General features: G+C 62.6%; 16 protein-coding genes. 10 read left to right on the top strand and 6 right to left on the bottom strand.

Features of this window, described 5'->3' with window-relative positions; all coding sequences use genetic code 11:
* The first annotated feature begins 6 nt into the window (after positions 1 to 6).
* The 6 genes from G452_RS0101220 to G452_RS0101245 all read left to right on the top strand — a co-directional run bounded on the left by G452_RS0101220 (position 7) and on the right by G452_RS0101245 (position 7,585).
* The gene (locus tag G452_RS0101220; RefSeq protein ID WP_022660442.1) at positions 7 to 447 is read left to right on the top strand and encodes an alanyl-tRNA editing protein; all 441 of its coding nucleotides are present in this window, start codon (positions 7 to 9) and stop codon (positions 445 to 447) included.
* A gap of 273 nt (positions 448 to 720) precedes the next feature.
* The gene (glnH, locus tag G452_RS0101225; protein WP_022660443.1) at positions 721 to 1,467 is read left to right on the top strand and encodes a glutamine ABC transporter substrate-binding protein GlnH; all 747 of its coding nucleotides are present in this window, start codon (positions 721 to 723) and stop codon (positions 1,465 to 1,467) included.
* An 80-nt stretch (positions 1,468 to 1,547) separates the two neighbouring features.
* Positions 1,548 to 2,219 (top strand): amino acid ABC transporter permease, encoded by a 672-nt coding sequence (locus tag G452_RS0101230; protein WP_022660444.1) that lies wholly within the window; start codon positions 1,548 to 1,550, stop codon positions 2,217 to 2,219.
* Positions 2,220 to 2,227: 8 nt separating this feature from the next.
* Positions 2,228 to 2,959, top strand: a complete 732-nt coding sequence (locus G452_RS0101235; protein WP_022660445.1) for an amino acid ABC transporter ATP-binding protein — start codon at positions 2,228 to 2,230, stop codon at positions 2,957 to 2,959.
* A gap of 212 nt (positions 2,960 to 3,171) precedes the next feature.
* On the top strand, positions 3,172 to 6,657 hold the full coding sequence (locus G452_RS0101240) for a response regulator (RefSeq protein ID WP_022660446.1): 3,486 nt from the start codon (positions 3,172 to 3,174) through the stop codon (positions 6,655 to 6,657).
* A gap of 10 nt (positions 6,658 to 6,667) precedes the next feature.
* Complete coding sequence (locus G452_RS0101245) at positions 6,668 to 7,585, top strand: GGDEF domain-containing response regulator (protein ID WP_022660447.1); 918 nt, start codon at positions 6,668 to 6,670, stop codon at positions 7,583 to 7,585.
* 40 nt (positions 7,586 to 7,625) lie between these two features.
* Here the strand turns inward: G452_RS0101245 and G452_RS17565 are convergent, their stop codons facing one another.
* Positions 7,626 to 8,426 (bottom strand): YkgJ family cysteine cluster protein, encoded by an 801-nt coding sequence (locus G452_RS17565; protein ID WP_022660448.1) that lies wholly within the window; start codon positions 8,424 to 8,426, stop codon positions 7,626 to 7,628.
* Between the two features lie 510 nt (positions 8,427 to 8,936).
* On the opposite strand from G452_RS17565, the gene G452_RS0101255 reads away from it, so the two are divergent.
* Together G452_RS0101255 and G452_RS0101260 are read left to right on the top strand one after the other, a co-directional pair.
* On the top strand, positions 8,937 to 9,407 hold the full coding sequence (locus G452_RS0101255) for a MarR family winged helix-turn-helix transcriptional regulator (RefSeq protein ID WP_022660449.1): 471 nt from the start codon (positions 8,937 to 8,939) through the stop codon (positions 9,405 to 9,407).
* 140 nt (positions 9,408 to 9,547) lie between these two features.
* Positions 9,548 to 10,132, top strand: coding sequence for a flavin reductase family protein (locus G452_RS0101260; protein ID WP_022660450.1), 585 nt, complete (start codon positions 9,548 to 9,550; stop codon positions 10,130 to 10,132).
* A 122-nt stretch (positions 10,133 to 10,254) separates the two neighbouring features.
* On the opposite strand, the gene nhaA is transcribed toward G452_RS0101260, so the two are convergent.
* The 3 genes from nhaA to G452_RS0101275 all read right to left on the bottom strand — a co-directional run bounded on the left by nhaA (position 10,255) and on the right by G452_RS0101275 (position 14,761).
* Positions 10,255 to 11,595: a Na+/H+ antiporter NhaA gene (gene nhaA / locus G452_RS0101265; RefSeq protein ID WP_022660451.1), complete on the bottom strand. Its 1,341-nt coding sequence runs from the start codon at positions 11,593 to 11,595 to the stop codon at positions 10,255 to 10,257.
* A 225-nt stretch (positions 11,596 to 11,820) separates the two neighbouring features.
* Positions 11,821 to 13,293, bottom strand: a complete 1,473-nt coding sequence (locus tag G452_RS0101270; protein ID WP_022660452.1) for a GNAT family N-acetyltransferase — start codon at positions 13,291 to 13,293, stop codon at positions 11,821 to 11,823.
* A 133-nt stretch (positions 13,294 to 13,426) separates the two neighbouring features.
* Positions 13,427 to 14,761, bottom strand: a complete 1,335-nt coding sequence (locus tag G452_RS0101275; protein ID WP_155887469.1) for a sulfotransferase family 2 domain-containing protein — start codon at positions 14,759 to 14,761, stop codon at positions 13,427 to 13,429.
* Positions 14,762 to 15,046: 285 nt separating this feature from the next.
* On the opposite strand from G452_RS0101275, the gene G452_RS21785 reads away from it, so the two are divergent.
* On the top strand, positions 15,047 to 15,574 hold the full coding sequence (locus G452_RS21785; RefSeq protein ID WP_235619574.1) for a cobalamin B12-binding domain-containing protein: 528 nt from the start codon (positions 15,047 to 15,049) through the stop codon (positions 15,572 to 15,574).
* Complete coding sequence (locus G452_RS21790) at positions 15,504 to 16,274, top strand: B12-binding domain-containing radical SAM protein (protein WP_235619575.1); 771 nt, start codon at positions 15,504 to 15,506, stop codon at positions 16,272 to 16,274. Before G452_RS21785 ends, G452_RS21790 begins: the two co-directional genes overlap by 71 nt.
* Before the next feature lie 101 nt (positions 16,275 to 16,375).
* Here G452_RS21790 and G452_RS0101285 read toward each other — a convergent pair whose 3' ends face one another.
* Positions 16,376 to 16,705: a hypothetical protein gene (locus tag G452_RS0101285; RefSeq protein ID WP_022660454.1), complete on the bottom strand. Its 330-nt coding sequence runs from the start codon at positions 16,703 to 16,705 to the stop codon at positions 16,376 to 16,378.
* A 102-nt stretch (positions 16,706 to 16,807) separates the two neighbouring features.
* Positions 16,808 to 17,218: a GFA family protein gene (locus tag G452_RS0101290; RefSeq protein ID WP_027188915.1), complete on the bottom strand. Its 411-nt coding sequence runs from the start codon at positions 17,216 to 17,218 to the stop codon at positions 16,808 to 16,810.
* Positions 17,219 to 18,239: the final 1,021 nt, after the last annotated feature.

Genomic DNA, 18,239 nt, shown 5'->3' on the forward strand with positions numbered 1-18,239 from the left:
GAATCCATGGCGAAAATCTACGACGAACGCATGCACACCGCCGAGCACGTGCTCAACCAGGCCATGGTCCGCACCTTCGGCTGCGGGCGCTGCTTCTCCGCGCACATCAACAAAAAGAAATCCAAGTGCGACTATCGGTTCGAGCGCCCGATCACGGACGCCGAGGCCGCTGCCCTGGAAGCGCTGGTCAACGAGCAGCTGGCGCGCGACCTCCCGGTGCGCGAGGAACTGCTCAGCCGCGAGCGGGCCGCCAGGGAGTTCGATCTTTCCCGCCTTCCCGAAGAGGCCGGGGACGAGGTGCGCATCGTGCGCGTCGGCGACTTCGACGCCTGCCCCTGCATCGGACCCCACGCCGCGTCCACGGCCGAGCTGGGTCAGATGCGGATCATTTCCCACGACTTCGAAAACGGAGTGCTCCGGCTGCGGTTCAAGCTCGACGCTTCCTGACCTCCGCTTCCCCCGAACCGGCCTGAACGGCCCCTCCTGCGGCGGCCCCTCTGCATCTTCTCCAGCCGCTCCAAACGATTCCGGAGATTCTTCGGTCCGCCAATCGATTTCCGCGCCTTTACTCTTGAAAAAACCTCCGGTTTAGTGGAAAATGCGACGCTTTTGTTACAATCCGCCCTTTGCGGAGCGGAGGCTTTTCAGGACCATACGCCCGAACGCCGGGCGATTCGGTTGCGGGATTTATCGCTTTCCACCCAACTTCGAGGAGGATCCATGAAACGCATCGTGACCCTGCTGCTGGCCGCCGCCCTGGTCGTCAGCGCCGCCACCGCCTTTGCGGGCAAGCTCGTCGTCGCCACCGACACCAACTTCCCCCCCTTCGAGTTCAAAGACCCGGCCAGCGGCAAGCACACCGGCTTCGACGTGGAGCTCTGGGACGCCATCGCCAAGGAGATCGGCGCGGAGTACGACCTCCAGCCCATGGACTTCAACGGCATCATCCCCGGCCTCCAGTCCAGCCAGATCGACGTGGGCATCGCGGGCATGACCATCAAGCCCGAGCGCGCCGAAGTCGTGGATTTCTCCGACCCCTACTACAACGCGGGCCTGCTCGTGCTCGTCAAGGCTGACAACGATGCCGTGAACGGCATCGAAGACCTCAAGGGCAAGGTCGTCTCCACCAAGACCGGCACCACCTCCGAGGACTTCGTCAAGGCCAACGCCCAGGCCGCCGACATCAAGCTCTTCCCCAACAACGACGCCATGTTCATGGAGCTGCTTTCCGGCGGCGCCGACGCCGTGGTCTTCGACTCCCCGGTCATCGCCGACTTCATGAACAAGGCCGGCAAGGGCCAGGTCAAGGTCGTGGGCCCGCTCTACCAGGGCCAGTCCTACGGCATCGCCTTCCCCAAGGGCAGCACTGAGATGGTCGCCAAGGTCAACGCCGCGCTGGCCAAGCTGAAGGAAAACGGCACCTACCGCGCCCTGTACCTGAAGTGGTTCCAGACCGAACCCAAGTAGTTTCGCCGCCAAGCACGTAACGACGAGGGGGCCCGCGTCTCGCGGTCCCCCTCCTTTCAGTTTCAACCATCGAGGCATCCATGGCATTCCAATTCGAACCCAGCGTGGTCATAGAGACGCTGCCCATGCTCACGCGCGGCCTCAAGCTGACCATCATCATCACCCTCGGCGGGCTGGGCCTCGGCTTTTTCCTCGGCGCCACCGCCGGACTGATGAAGCTCTCGCGCAGCCTGCTGGTGCGCAAGCTCGCCGGCTTCTATGTGGAAACCATCCGCGGCACCCCCATGCTCGTCCAGGCCATGTTTCTGTATTTCGGCGTGCCCATGGCCGCCGGCATACGCATCCCGCCGCTGATGGCGGGCATCCTGGTCATCGCGGTCAACTCCGGCGCCTACATCGCCGAGATCGTGCGCGGTGCGGTCCAGTCCATCAACCCCGGCCAGATGGAAGCGGCCCGCTCCATCGGCCTGCGCCGCAGGGACGCCATGATCTACGTGATCTGGCCCCAGGCCTTCAAACGCATGATCCCGCCCCTGGGCAACCAGTTCATCATCAGCCTCAAGGACACCTCCCTGCTCATGGTCATCGGCGTCGGCGAACTGCTGCGCACCGGGCAGGAAATCGTGGCCGTGAACTTCCGGGCCTTCGAGGTCTACCTCGCCGTGGCCCTGGTCTACCTGGTCATGACCAATTCCATTTCCTGGGCCTTGCGGCGGCTGGAAATGCGCCTGCAACTCAAGGGCGGCCGCTAGGAGACGCCATGATCGAAATCAAGAACCTGCACAAGAGCTTCGGCTCGCTGGAAGTCCTCAAGGGCATCGACCTGAGCATCCGCAAGGGCGAGGTGGTCTGCATCATCGGCCCTTCCGGCTCCGGAAAGTCCACGGTCCTGCGCTGCATCAACAAGCTGGAGGTGCCCACTTCCGGAACGGTCATCGTGGACGGACACGACATCATGGACCCGGCGACGGACATCAACTACGTCCGCACCGAGGCGGGCATGGTCTTCCAGCAGTTCAACCTCTTTCCCCACATGAGCGTGCTTGAAAACGTCACCCTCGGCCCCATCAAGGTCCGGGGACTGAAACGCGCCGACGCGAACAAGCTCGGCCTGGAACTGCTGGACAAGGTCGGCCTTGCGGACAAGCCCAAGGCCTACCCGGAGCAGCTTTCCGGCGGCCAGAAGCAGCGCGTGGCCATTGCGCGCTCCCTCGCGCTCCAGCCCAAGGCCATGCTCTTCGACGAACCCACCAGCGCCCTCGACCCGGAACTGGTCGGCGAGGTGCTCGAGGTCATGAAGCAGCTCGCCCAGGAGGGCATGACCATGATCGTGGTCACCCACGAGATGAACTTCGCGCGGGAAGTCGCGGACAGGGTCATCTTCATCGACCAGGGCGTGATTCAGGAGCAGAACGAGCCCAGGGAGTTCTTCGCCAATCCTTCGAACCCCCGTCTGCGGGATTTCCTCGGCAAGGTCCAGCTCGCCTGCTGAGCCGGGCTGTCCGCAAAGCGCCTGCCGGACCGTTGTCCGGCGGGCGCTTTGGGCCGCTGCCGCCGAATGCCGCCTTCGCGGAAGGCGGACCGGGGCGGCGCAATGGACAGGGCGGCGGCTTTCGAGCTAGACTCCCTTCGCGTTCAGAGTACGCGGCTTTCGCCGCCCGGCCACGTGATCGCCCACTCAACAGCGCAAGCCGCAGGACAGCCATGAACACGCATACCGCCACCGGAACGCGGCCCAGGCTGCGCATCTCCCACAAGCTCACCCTTGCCTTCTTCCTCTTTGCGGCGGCCATCAGCGCGCTGACCACCTTCGCTTTCTACGAGGCCGCCTCCCGGCAGGTCATGAACGACATCCGCCACCGCCTGCGCGACGTGGTCGGCGTGGCCGTGTCCGTGGTGGACGTGGAGGACTACCAGAAGCTGCACTCCCCGGACCAGGACGGCTCACCGGAATTCCTGGCCGTTCGCAGCAGCCTGCAAAAAGTCCGCGACGCCGCCTCGGACGTGAAATACATCTACACGCTGGACCAGCTGCCCGACGGCACCATCCGTTTCGTTGTGGACGGAGAATCCGACCCGGACGACGCCATTCCCCTGTTCCAGCCCTACGACGACGCCAGCCCGCTGCTGCGCGAGCGCTTCGCGGGCCTGAACGAGCCCCTGGTGGAGAACGCATTCTACACCGACGAGTGGGGTTCCTGGCTTTCGGGCTACGCCCCCTTTTACGACGCGGACGGCAAACGCCTCGGCGTGCTCGGCGTGGACATCTCCGCCGAAACCGTCGCCCTCTACAAGGCCCAGCTGCTGAACCGCGCCCTGGCCATCTTCGGCCTGACCCTGCCCCTGATCCTCTTTGCCGGGGCCTACCTCGGCAAACGCATCGGCCAGCCCATCATCGCCATCAAGGAAGGCGCGGAGCGCATCGGCCAGGGCGACCTGGATACCCGCGTCCAGGTCGATTCCAACGACGAGGTGGGCATCCTGGCCGAAAGCCTGAACCAGATGGCCGAGAAGCTCGCCCAGGGCCGCCGCGAGCTGAGCGACATGGTGGAGCAGTACCGCAACATCTTCGAAAACGCCTCCGAGGGCATCTACCAGTCCACCATGGACGGCCGCCTGATCACGGCCAACACGGCCTTGGTCCGCATGCTCGGATTCGAAACGCTGGACGAATTCACGTCCGAGATCCGGAGCCTCGGCGAACGGGTCTACGTCAACGCCGAGGACCGCAGGAACTTCCTGCTGAAGCTGCGGGAAGAAGGCAGGGTCGAGGGCATGCGGCTCAAGCTGCGCCGCCGGGACGGCGTGGAATTCTGGGTCGAGGACAGCGCGCACTACGCCCGCTCCCGCACCGGGGAAACCATCATCGAAGGCATGGTCCAGGACATCTCCGCGCGCATGGAGCGCGAGCGGGCAGAGCAGGAACGCCGGGCCGCCGAGGCCGCCTCCCAGGCCAAGAGCGAATTTCTGGCCAACATGAGCCACGAGATCCGCACCCCGCTGAACGCGGTCATGGGCCTTACCGACCTGCTCATGCGCACCGAGGGCACGCCCCGGCAGATGGACTATTTCCGCAAGATCAAAAGCTCGTCGCAAACCCTGCTCTCGGTCATCAACGACATTCTCGACTTTTCCAAGATCGAGGCCGGACGCCTGGAACTGGAGGAGGTCCGCTTCTCCCTTTACGAGGTCATGGCCAACATCTCGGAAATGTTCTCCCACAAGGCCCACGAACACGACGTGGAGCTGCTCGTGTCCATTGCCGAGGGCACGCCCTGCGCCCTGGTGGGCGATCCCGTGCGGCTCGGCCAGGTGCTCATCAACCTCACGGGCAACGCCCTGAAGTTCACGAAGCAGGGCGAGGTGCTCGTGGAGGTGCGGCCGGCCGAGCTTCCGGCGGACGCCTCCGGCGAGTCGCTCGCCGCCCTGGAATTCGCCGTGCGCGACACGGGCATCGGCATCGCCCCGGACCGACTGGACACCATCTTCGACTCCTTCACCCAGGCGGACAGCTCCACCACCCGCAAGTTCGGCGGCACCGGCCTGGGGCTGAGCATCTGCAAGCAGATCACAAGGCTCATGGGCGGCTCGATCCGCGCGGAGAGCCGGGGCGAGGGCACGGGCTCCAGCTTCGTGTTCACCGCCGTGTTCCGCACCCAGCCCAGCGAAAACGAGATCAAGCACCTGCCCCCCAAGGATCTGCGCGGGCTGCGCGTGCTCATCGTGGACGACAACAGCACGGCGCGCGGCATCCTCGCCGCGGCGGTCAATTCCTTCCACATGGAGGCCCACACCGCGGATTCCGGCCAGAAAGGCCTGGAAATGATGGCCGCGGCCGATCCGCCCTACGATCTGGTTCTCCTGGACTGGAAGATGCCCGAGCTCAACGGCCTGGAAACGGCCAAGCGCATCAAGCGCGACCTCAAGCTGGACAAGACCCCCATCGTCTGCATGGTCTCGGCCTACGGACGGGAAGACCTCATCCAGCAGGCGGAAAAATCCTTCCTGGACGCGTTCCTGCACAAGCCCGTGAACCAGTCCTTCCTCTTCGACACGATCATGGAGCTGTTCGGCCGCAACGCCTATACCGTCTCCGGAGGTCAGCCGATCCAGGCGGACGAGCTGAAACCCGCCGAGCATCTGGCCGGGGCCGACGTTCTGCTGGTCGAGGACAACGAGATCAACCGGGAAGTGGCCGGGGAATGGCTGCGGACCGCGCGGATGCGGGTGCGCATCGCGGAGAACGGACTGCGCGCGCTGGAGGCGCTCGCGCCCGACGCAGGCCCCCTGCCCGACGTGGTGCTCATGGACATCCAGATGCCGGAGCTGGACGGACTGGAGGCCACCCGGCGGCTGCGCCGGGATCCCCGCCTCGCGAAGCTTCCGATCATCGCCATGACCGCCCATGCCCTCAAGGGCGACCGGGAACGCTGCCTGGAAGCGGGCATGAACGATTACGTGACCAAGCCCATCGACCCGCGCCAACTGTTCACCGCCCTGGCCAACTGGGTCGAGGAGAAGGACCGGACCCCGGCGGAACCGCCTTGCGACCCGGAACAGGCAGACGCGACCTGCGTCCCTTCCCTGCCCGACGCCCTGCCAGGCATCGCCCTGCAGGACGGCCTCTTCCGCGCCAACAACAACGTGGCGCTCTACCGCAAGCTGCTGCGCACCTTCCTGCGGGACTTCAGCGGAACGCAGGACCGAATGCGCGCCCTGCTCGCCCGGAGCGATGCGGACGAAGCCCGGCTCCTGGCCCATTCCATCAAGGGCGTGGCCGGAAACATCGGCGCGGCCAACCTCTCGGCCCTGGCCGCCGAAGTCGAAACCGCGCTGAAGTCCCATGCGCTGGAAACGGATTCGCAGTTATGGGATGATTTCACCGAATCCCTGGAGCAGGTTCTCTCCGGACTGCGCGAGGCCGCCCTCGACACCGTCCCCGCTCCGGGCGGCGCGGACGCGGCCGTGGACGTGGATAGGGATTCGCTGCTCGCCGAGCTGGAGAAAATCGAGCCCCTGCTGGACGACGACCTGGACGAGGCCCGCAACGCGCTGGAGCGGCTGAGCGCCTCCCTGGGTGCGGCAGCGGGCGCGGAACTCCGCGACAACCTGCTGGAACAGATCGACAACTTTGAAATCGACGAAGCCCTTGAGACCGTCAAAGCCATCCGCGCCGTGCTGGCCGGATGAGGATACGCCCATGAGCAACCAGGATACGCGCCAAAAAATTCTCATCGTGGACGACAACAAGCAGAACATCGAGCTGCTCATGGACCTCTTCCGCGACGAATACAAGATCGCCGCGGCCACGAACGGCGAGCGGGCCTTGAAGATCGCCTTCTCGTCCCAGCCGCCGGACATCATCCTCACGGACATCCTCATGCCCGGCATGGACGGCTACGAACTCTGCAACAAGCTCAAGGAGCACGAGCAGACGCGCAGCATTCCCGTGATGTTCGTCACTGCGGTTTCCGAGGTCATGGACGAGACAAGGGGCTTCGCCCTGGGCGCGGTGGACTACATCACCAAGCCTTTCCACCCGCCCATGGTCAAGGCGCGCGTGGGCGTGCACCTGAACCTCAAGCGCAAGCAGGAACTCCTGGAGGAATACGCCTTCATCGACGCGCTGACCGAGATTCCCAACCGCCGCCGCTTCGACGAGGTGGCCGAAAAGGAATGGCAGCGCGCGCTGCGCTCCAGCCAGCACCTTTCCCTGATCCTGCTGGACATCGACCATTTCAAGCTCTTCAACGACACCTACGGGCACGGCGAAGGGGACGAAACCCTGCGGGCCGTAGCCAAGGCGATCCAGAAGGCGCTGCGCCGGGCCGGCGATTTCGTGGCCCGCTACGGCGGCGAGGAATTCGCGGCCATCCTGCCCTATGCGGACGCCGAGGAGGCCCTGCACTGCGCCGGGGAAATCCTGGAAGCCGTAAAGGCCCTGGACATAACTCACGCGGCCTCGCCCGTGGCGGACAAGCTGACCGTGAGCCTGGGCCTCTGCTCCACCCGGCCCAGCGTTGAAGGAAGCCTGGAAGCCATGCTGGCCGAGGCGGACAAGGCTCTCTATCTGGCCAAGAACCAGGGACGGAACTGCTTCCGCTGCGCCCAGATCTGACGAAGCCCGGCCCGCGGAACCCGGCTGCGGGAGGCGCCCGCTACCAGGACGTTCCGCGCCCGAAGAACGGACGCCCCTGCAACCAGTCCGCGGCGCACTCGCCCACGCCGTGATCGAGCATGAGCCGCACCGCCCTGGTGATGACCAGAAAGCCCGCTTCCAGGCCGTGGACGCGGGAGCCGTGGAGCAGGCCGAGCTGAATGGCTTCGGCCAGCAGGCGCGGCAGCGCATGGTTTTCGATCATGGTCAGGGGATCCTGGTAGTCGTTGGCGCGGCGGCAATGCTCCGCGTTGACCGAGTTCCAGCCCCGGCAGACCAGGGGACGCGCGGAATGCACGGCGCAGGCTCCGTCCTCCAGAAAAGGGCAGGGCAGCAGATGTCGTATGGTCCCGATCTCGGTGCGCGATTTGCCCCGGATCAGGTCCAATATGGTCTGCAACCGCTCGTGAACCTGTTCCAAGGCTGCGCCGCGATACTTCTCCAGCACGAAAAGCCCCAGGTAGATCGCTTCGGGCGGCGTCAGGGATATCTGATTGTAGCAGCAATGGCTGCACCCGCGCGCGCAGGCCAGGGGAGGCTCGAGATCCATGTCCGCGAGCAGTTCGTCGAAAAGTCCGTAGGACTCCTCCACCACGCGGCAGAGCGAGGCCACGCTGGGCGCCTCCTCCAGAGCGGCCGAAACGGCCGCCAGGCGGTCCTCGGTCACGCGGCGGGCAAAGGCCTCGTGCAGCTCTTCCTGCGAAACATCGGGAACAGCGCAGGCCAAGGCCGCGCCCTGCGCCGGACGCATGGAAGCGGAAGAACGATTCTTCTTGTTTTTCTTGGAAATACGGCTGCGCATCAAAAGCACCTCGTGTTCGGTAACACAGCCTCTGGCCCCGGACGGGGCTTTTGGTACAAGGCATGTAGGATATGCCCGGCAACCGCGCAAGCAAAATCCGAGGCGCACGGGCCAAGCCGCGCAGGAAAAGCGCAATCCATCCCCTGTCCGGACGCTTTTGTCCGCGCCGCGCCGCCCGGATTGCGGCAGATCCAGCCGTCCGGCCTCCGGCAGCTCCAGCCGCCCGCACTGCGAAAGCTCTTGTCATCCGACCTGCGACAGCTCCAGCCGCCCGCACTGCGGAAGTTTTTGTCATCCAGCCTACGGCAACTCTGCCAAACGGCCTCCGGCAGCTCTTGCTATCCGACCTGCGGAAGTTCTTGTCATCCAGCCAGCGGCAGATCCAGCCGTCCGGCCTGCGGCTCGCTTGCCGCCCGTCCAGAACGCTTCCAGGCCGCAGCTGCTCCGTCAGTGTTGACACTTCCTCCCTCACCTAGTATTTGCATGTACAAACAATAGAGAGGAACGACCATGACCACCGACGACGCCTCCCCAGAATCCTCCCCTTCCTGCACGGCCACCCGGCTTCTGGACTGCTGCCTCTTTTTCACGGCCAATGCCCTGGCCCGGACCATCACCAGGCTGGGCGAGCAGAAGTTCGCCCCGGTGGGCATGACCCCTTCATATGCCTTCCTGCTCATGCTCGCCGTGGAGCGGCCCGGCATTTCCCAGAAAGAACTGGCCGAGGAACTGCACCTGGCTCCGTCCACGGTCTCCCGCTTCGTGGAGGGCCTTGTCCGAAGGGGGCTCCTGGCCAGGACCGGAGAAGGCCGAAACGTCCTGCTCACGGCCACGGGAGAAGGGGAAGCGTTGATCCCGGAGATCCGCAAGGCATGGCAGGCCCTGCACCGGGAATACAGCGAGGTGCTTGGCGAGTCTCCGGGCCGCGAGCTGACCAGGCTGACTGCCGAAGCCTGCCGGGCGCTGGAAGAGCGCGATTGATGCAGCCGGACGCGCCCGGCTCGGCTCCGTGTCCGGATGGGCTGGGCGACCCGCTGGGCTGGGCGATCCGCTGAATCGCCCGTATATCCGGGCTGCTAAGCCATGAAATTTGTATGCACACACAAATCAAGGAGAACATCATGAACAGGCAAGCCATCGGCGGCAAGTGCGCCCTCTACCCTTCCCTGACCACCATCGTCGGAGCCGAGGTGGACGGCAGGCCGAACTGGATGACCATCGCCCACGTGGGCATCATGAACCACGCCATGGGCGAGTTCCCGCAATACCTGTCCATCGGCGTGCACCCCTCCCACCACACCAGCGCGGGCATCCGCGCGCACGGGGAATTCAGCATCAACATCCCGTCCCGGGCCATGCTCGCGGAAACGGACTACGTGGGCATCGTCAGCGGCAAGAACACGGACAAGAGCGGGATATTTCCGGTCCAGAACGGCAAGCTGGCGCATGCGCCCATGATCGCGGACTGCCCCATCTCCATCGAATGCCGTCTCGCCCAGACCGTCATGGCGGGCGAGCACGAAATCTTCATCGGCGAGGTTGCGGAAACCTGGATCGACGAAAAATGCCTGACCGAAGGCAAGCCGGACCTGAAAAAGGTCGATCCGATCCTTTTCGACTTCACGCGCATCCTGTATTGGTCGCTGGGCGAAATCATCGGCAAGCCTTGGAACGCGGGCAAGGCGCTGAAGAACCGGGAGCGCTGAAGCCGGTCGGCCCGGCATCCCTCCCTGGTTCGGCCCCTGCGCCCGTCCGCTGACGGCCTCGACGCAGCCAGGCGCTCGCAGGCTCATGCGGCGCGGGCGCAGGGTCCGGCAGGCCTGGAGACTCACTTGCGCCGGGAAGCAACGAAACGCAGCCAGGACCAGCCGATCAGTCCCGATATGGCGGACGCGGACAGCACCCCGAACTTGGAGACCCCTTCCAGGGTCGAGCCGTCGGCAAAAGCCAGCCCGGCCACGAAAATGGACATGGTGAACCCGATGCCCGCCAGGCAGCCCGCGCCCGCGAGATGCGCGAGGCCAACGCCTTCGGGAGGCCGCGCCAGTCCGAGGACCAGCACGATCCAGGAGGCTGCCAGCACCCCCAGGGGTTTGCCCGCCACGAGTCCGAGAACGATGCCGAGGCTGACAGGATGGAGCAGCGCGCCGGAAACGTCCCCGCCCAGCGGCACTCCGGCGTTGGCCAGGGCGAAAATCGGCAGGATCAGGAACGAAACCCAGGGATGCAGGGCGTGCTCCAGTTCCAGCAGGGGCTGGTGCGCGTCGTGGATGATGCTTTGCAGGTCGCCCAGGGCGTGCTGCTGTTCCCGGGTCAGCTCCCGGGTGCAATCTCCCGGCCGGGCTGCGGAAAACCTTTCGAGCTGCGCGCGGGCGGAGTTCGTGAACGCGACGCAGTCCAGGCGCGGCCGCGCCGGAATGGCGAAGGCCGTGAGCACGCCTGCCACGGTGGCGTGCACCCCGGATTTGAGCAGACCGAACCAGACCAGCGCCCCCACCAAGACATACGGCAACGGATGGCGGAGCCCGGCCCGGTTCATGCCGAACATGACCGCGAGCATGCCCAGCCCGACCAGGAGCATGGTCCAGTCGATGGCGGCCGTGTAAAACAGGGCGATGACCATAATCGCGCCGATGTCGTCCACGATGGCCACGGCGGTGAGCACGACTTTGAGCTGCTGCGGCACCCGCTTGCCGAGCAGGGCGACAACGGCCAGGGCAAAGGCGATGTCCGTGGCCATGGGCACGCCCCAGCCCGCGGCAGCCTCGCCCGAAGGGTTCAGCAGCAGGTAGAACAGCGCGGGCACGGCCATGCCGCCAATTGCCGCGGCAATGGGCAAAAGCGCGTTGCGCGGGTCCGCGAACTCGCCCACGAGCATCTCCCGCTTGATCTCCAGGCCGACCACGAAAAAGAACACGGCCATGAGCCCGTCATTGATCCAGAGCGACAAGGGCTTGGTCAGGGACCAATCGCCCAGGCCCACGCCCAGCGGGGTCTGCCAGATTTTGAAATAGGTGTCGGACCAGGACGAGTTGGCCCAGAACATGGCCGCCAGGGCCGCGACCAGCAGCAGAATGCCGCCCCCCGCTTCCAGCCGGGCAAACCGCTGAAAGGGCGTGAGCAGCAGATCGATGGGCTCGCGCAGCCCGTTGTGCGAAGAGTTCTTCATACTTTACCTTTGCGGCATCGCGCGGCGAAGGTCAAGTCGAGAGGCGAAGAGGAGAGGTGTGCTTCGCCCGAAAGCGGGTGCAGAGGAGCTTGGCCTGCTTATCCTTCCGTCCCGCTCCGAGCCGCGCCGCGCCGAGCCGAGCCGAGCCGAGCCGACAACCTGCCGCGCGTTTCGCAACGACGTCAGCGTTGAATCCAGGCCGGGCCCAAGACGGCCCGGTCCTCCCTAGGACGCCCCGGGCACGCGGGGATCGCAGGCGCGAACGTACTCCTTCAGCTCCTGGCCGAAGCCGGAGTGAACATGAACGAGATCGTAGTCCGAGTGGCTGGAATTGACGTATTGCAGCAGGAGCCCTTCATTTCCTTCATCGTCCGGCCCCACTCCGACAAAGAAGAATCCCAACGTCTCGAAGCGTGCCGTCATCGTCCGCGTGGCCGGCTCCCCCAAAGGCAGATACAGCTGTATGGATGCTGCGCCTTGCGCTTTGGCGTGGTTCAAGGCCTCCGCGACCCGCATGAACGTATCGGCCCCGTATTGGTTCACGCCGATGATGGACCAGCCTTCGTTCATCTCCATCATTGTCCAGATGTCGGTTTCTCCCGTCGGCGGCGCGCTTTCCGGGCCGGAGGCGAAACGCGCCGAGACGCCCAGATTCGCATATATCTTTTCGATCATGCTCCGATGGCGGTCGGGCGCGTGAAACAAGATGTCCGGCCCGCCTTTCAGGTATTTCAGAAGCACCACGTTGCCGATGCGCCGATCGTCCGCCCCGCTCCGTCCCCAGGACTGCGAGGCGGGACTGGTGTCGAGAATCATGCCGCATTCCCGGAATCCTTGGGTATGAACCGCCTTTTGCGAATGCGGGTGGTTTGTCACGGCAAAGACGATGATCGCGTACAACCCCCGTTGGCGCGCGTCCTCCTCCAGCATTTCGGCCAGTCCGGTCGCGCACCCCGTACGCCTGCAACGCGGCGACACAATGCCGAACGTCAATTCCTCCACCTGGGCGCCGGGGCAGCGCCGCACCAGAGCACCGTGGCCGACGACGCCTCCGTCCTGCGGAGCCTCGGCCACAACCGACCTCATTTCCCCTGACCGCAGCATTTCCGCTACGCGCACGGGATAATAGATGTGCTCGTGGAAAAGAACCGCGCCATGCGACTGAAAGGCCAGCCGGGAAATATCCTCGGCGTCGCCGACTTCCGCGAACCGAAGCACGTACTCGATGGGTCCGCAGCTCTCCTCGGTCCGGGGCAACGGGGCTTTCTCCGCCAGCTCGGCAGGCAGTTCCTTTTCCATGGAAACGAGACGCATGCCGCCCGGCTGGATGGAAAACGCGGACTTGTCCATCATCTTTTCGATGAGGAGAGGACCGATGCCCGTGTCGTCCGCATGCGCGGCCACCCGCTTCGGGTCGTATTGCGGCAGCTTGTCGAATTGCAGCGGCAGGCCCCGGAAGCGGGCCTGTATGCGGATTCCAAAAGACGTGGATGCGATACGCACCTCGATCGTATCTTCCGGGCCCCCGTAGCCATACGCGAGCGCATGTCCCATGGCCTCCTCCATGGCCAGGCTGATGTGGGCGGCCTGGCCTCCGAAACCCAGATCCTCGGCAAAGGCCAGCGCAGCCGAGACAGCGACGGGAATGTACTGTTCGCGCGCCGGGAGAACGAGAGAAAGGTCAGGCGGTTTTGTCATAATAGTGCCGCAAGCATACTCGATGCCCCTCAATGAATCAATTTTTTCATGATATCAATAAGAAGAAGCCGGTCAGCCGCAGCCGAGGTTCGGAGCTAGCAGCGTCCTGCGGCAGAAAACACCGCGCAGGAACCTATCGAAAAGGATAGCCAAGCTGCACAAAATCCTGCTCGTAGCGCTCGTTGACCAGATCAATGAGCTGCCTGTCGTAATACCGTGCAAGATAATCACCGGCCTTCCTGTTCGAACGATTCCGGTGTTGCATCTTCGATGCTATCCCGGCCTCGGCAAAGAGCGGGCCGATTTCCGAACTCAGATTCTCCAGATGCACGAGGCGGTTCGTGCAAAGCCCCCCGCCCGGCATGCTCAGGAACGAAGACTGGGACTTGAAATGATGCTCGGAAACGGCATCCGGGCAGGAAGCGACGTAACGGCAGAAATCGGCAAACGTGCAGCCGCCGAACCGCGCCCGCACCGACGGAAAGACATAGGATTCCGGGCCCCTTTTCATTCTGCTGTTGTAAAGCGAAGCCAGCCGGGCATACGGACTGCGGACCACGGCAAAGGAAACGAAGCCTTCATACCGTGGATCGGAAACATCCGCATAGCAGAGCAGGGCGCCGCCGCTTCTCCCTCTATGGGGTGAGGTGTTGAACGCGAAGCCCTTTTCCAGCTGGGAACGCAGCATGAACCCGATACTCGTGGAGCCGCACTTGGGTATGGGAAAGTAGAGAAGTCGTACGCTTTCAGCGACGATGACACTCTTGACCCTTCCCGGCCCCCTGTGCAGCACCACACGCCCCACGTCCGCCCGAGCGCGGATGAATCCGATCAGTCCACGCAAGTGGTCGGAATCACCTTCGATGTCCAGGATCAGGACATGCCTGTACCCTCTCCTTTCCAGCTCCCGCCGGACACTTTCGAATCCGCGATCGTCCAGACAGGACAAAGCCAGGCCGCACCCGGACAAGGCCACGCCGCCCGGCGCGAGGTCCGAATACTCATCCGGGGTCTTTCCCACCGGAAGATTGAAGACGGTCAGCCACGTCTCGTCCAGCGCATCCAGGGGAGGCTCGTCGACCACCTCAAGGCGCGCATCCAGATGCAACTCCGCCAGTGGAAGCCGCAGTTCCTTGGTTTTGCCCGCGTTTCCATATTCGAAGAAGATGTAGTAGCGCTGGATATTGCGGCGCTGCAATTCAAGGGCAATCTGCCGATAATAGATTGAGGCGACAAGGATGGTGGCATTCAACTCCTCCGGCCCCAGGTCGGCCACGTTGCGAAGGGGCTTTCCCGCGACGCTGCCGCCGTTCTTTTCGCTGTCGACGAAGCAGAGCACATTCAAATCCGGCCTGACCGAGGTCAGACGCTCCAGGAGGCGCAAGCCCGCGCCGCCCGCGCCGTAGATAAGCACCGCGCTTTCGCGAGGCAGCATCTCGAAGCTCGACACCTCCTTCCCGTATTTCATGTTATTCTTTTCCCCCTGCTTTCTGCTCAGATACAAAGGACATTCCCTGATCCATTTTTCTTTTTTCAAATACTTATATTATTAGGTTGCATACAGCATCATTGATTGTCAAGGACGCCTGCCAGGGCACCGAAGAAACGCTCTGCGACGCGGCGCGCAATGCATTTTTCATGTTGCTCTTCGCTTTGAATGTGCTACAGTGATAATAAAAGCACGTTTTTTTGCGATATTCGTCTGCGTCGCCTTGATGCGGCATCGCAACATACTGGTGCTAATGGAGATATTATGAACGCCCTACTCGTATATCCAAAGTGTCCTGATACTTTTTGGAGTTTCACAAGCGTTCTTATGTACATATTTAAAAAAGCAGCATTCCCGCCACTTGGGCTTATGACAGTGGCTGCCATGCTTCCAAAAGACTGGAACATCACACTTGTAGACATGAACACGACCCCGCTTCTCGATCGGCATATCCGGGACGCCGACATGGTCTTCATCAGCGCCATGATCATTCAGCTCGATTCGGTGCGCGAAGTCGCCGCCCGCTGCAAGGACATGGGCAAAACCGTGGTGGCGGGCGGTCCGCTGTTCAACGCCCGGTTCGAGGATTTTCCCGAAATGGACCATTTCGTCCTGAACGAGGCGGAGGTCACCCTGCCGCCGTTTCTCGCGGACCTGGCCCATCGTGCACGACAACTTCATATGCAATTCCACCGTAGTGAAGCGGATGCTCCCCCAGCTTGTGTCCTGGCAGCAGGACCACGGCCACCCGTTCCAGTTCATGACCGAAGCGAGCATCAATCTGTCGGATGACGCCGAATTGATGGGGCTCATGAGCGAAGCCAATTTCCACAAGGTTTTCCTGGGCATCGAGACGCCATCCATGGAAGGGCTGCGGGAGTGCGGCAAATTCCAGAATGCCGGCCGCGACATGGCCCGCGCCGTCCGGACCATCCAGCGGCAGGGACTTCAGGTCATGGCGGGCTTCATCGTGGGATTCGACAGCGACACCGAGAGCATCTTCGACAATCAGATCAAGTTCATCCAGAAGACCGGAATCGTGACCGCCATGGTCGGCCTGCTCAACGCCCTGCCCCAGACCCGTCTCTGGGACCGTCTGCAATCCGAGCACCGACTGCTCGAAACGACCAAGGGGGCGAACACGGACGGAGAACTGAACTTCATCCCAAGGATGCCCGCCCAAACGCTCCTCTCCGGATATCGCAGCATCATAACAGACATTTATTCCAGGAGAAAATATTACCGCCGCATCCACACGTTCCTCAACAACTACAGCCCCACGGTGAAAGCGCACATGACCCTGTGCGACGCCAAGGCATTTCTGAAAAGCATGTTCAGGATCGGAATATTCTCGCTCTCAAGCCCCATGTACTGGGGGCTGCTCGCCAGGACGCTTCTGACCAACAGCAAGGCGCTCCCGGCGGTGGTCGAATTGATCATCTGCGGCGAGCATTACAGGAAAATGCGCAACAGTCTCCTGGCCGGACACTAGCAGCGAGACGCCCCCAAAACGAAAAGCCGCCGAAGCTCCATGCTTCGGCGGCTTTTTCAGGGGCACGATCCACCTCGGCTTTGCTCGAAAGGGTCAGCAGGTCAGGCCTGCTTCGACTCCTGAATGTGCAGGTCGCGCACGCACGTCTCCCTGGCCGAAGCGTCGGATTCCAACAGCACAAGGTTGCTGTTCCATAAGAACTTCCGGTCACGGCTCAGTTCCGCCTCGCTGGCAAGGGCTCGGCGCATGTTGTCGGCATGGCTTACGAGCAGAGGATTCACGGCCCACCCCGCCACATGCCCGCGCGGGTGGGTGTACGCCAGGATGAAAACACCCGGCGATTGCGGCAATTCTTGGCTTTTGGGGAGGATGTCGAAATGATATTCCGCGCCGGATGCCCCTGTCAGGGACCATTTCTTCTCCTTGAACACGATGGACCGCCCTTTTGAAACGTATTTCCGCGACGAAGCGGTTCGCCAGCCCGACCGCTTCTCCTGTCTGCATGCGGTCCAGGGTCAGCCTTGATGCCCCGGCTATTCGCCCTCTTCGGGAAGCCCGTCGAAAACGGGGACATCATTCAGCCCGGAATCCCAATTGGCCTTTCGTGCGTAAAAAATGTGACCGTCCGGCTTGATCGGAACGTCGCTGTCGAGACTTCCCGCAGGGACGACAAGCAGCTTCCCTTCCATCTGGATATTCGGAAGAGCCGAGCCGCAATCAATGCAGAAGCTTTTGATATGCCCTGTCGAGTTGAAATCAAACGTCCGCACGTTGTCCTCGCCGGACAACCATCTCAATTCGGCTGTGGAAGAAAACAGGTTGGCGGCATGGGCAGAACCGGTATCCTTCCGGCATCGCTCACAGTGGCAAAGATAAAAACTTTCAAAGTCCCCTTCTATCTCAAAAGCCACCTTGCCGCACAGGCATGAGCCCTCATACTTCATCAGCAATCCCTCCAACGTTGCAGCTTCTTCCGTCAAAACAGATCACGCGAGGCAGCCTCACGCCGATGGGCCTGACACTTCCCGATCGCTTCCGAATCACCCTCAGAAGAGTACCTGTAATCCGTAATGGTGTCCAAAAAGGCAGGGCATGGCGCACCAGCGCCGAGAGTAGCAACCATTCAGCATTGATATAACAGCTAATTTTACTTTCTCGCCGCACGAAAAAAGGCTTGGAAGGAAAACCTTCCAAGCCTTTACTATTCTCTGGTGGAGCTGGAGGGAATCGAACCCACGACCTCTTGAATGCCATGCTTGGAAGCAGCCAATCCGAGACACACCATAACCAACTGATAAAAAATGACTTATTCGCCGCAAAGACATTCAAAGCGCCCTGTCGCATTATGTGCATAAAACGCGGAATGTCTTTGATTTTGCATGGCGTCGTGGGAAAAGCGGATACATCACGTACACGCAATCCATGATTACCCTTTTAGCCTTCAGCGTGACAGATCATAACGATTAAGCCGAGAATTCGCTCACCTGCGAGATCTCAGCATGTCAAAATACCACGAATGGCACTGAAAGCATGCTGAAATGGCTGGGGCCGCAGGCAAGCCATCATGGATGAAAGGGCTTATGGTACCAAACGGATCCAAAAATTCTCAAGCTCATCCTGCTACTCCAAAGATTCATCCACCCATGAATCGGGCGAATGCTTTTGATCTTCGCTTTATTGAGAACGCTGGCGACTTCATCCCCGCGCACGCGGGGAACACGCAGCACGCACAGTAGTCCGCTCGCGCGGCTCAGGTTCATCCCCGCGCACGCGGGGAACACATGCGCTAGCAGGACGGCATTGCCTATTGCGCCGGTTCATCCCCGCGCACGCGGGGAACACGACGCCATCCTGGCCACGAAGACCTTGTGCAGCGGTTCATCCCCGCGCACGCGGGGAACACGTCTTGGTCTCGCCGCATCCCTCACACGTCCCCGGTTCATCCCCGCGCACGCGGGGAACACT

The sequence above is a fragment of the Paucidesulfovibrio longus DSM 6739 genome (genome assembly GCF_000420485.1).
Classification (GTDB): domain Bacteria; phylum Desulfobacterota; class Desulfovibrionia; order Desulfovibrionales; family Desulfovibrionaceae; genus Paucidesulfovibrio; species Paucidesulfovibrio longus.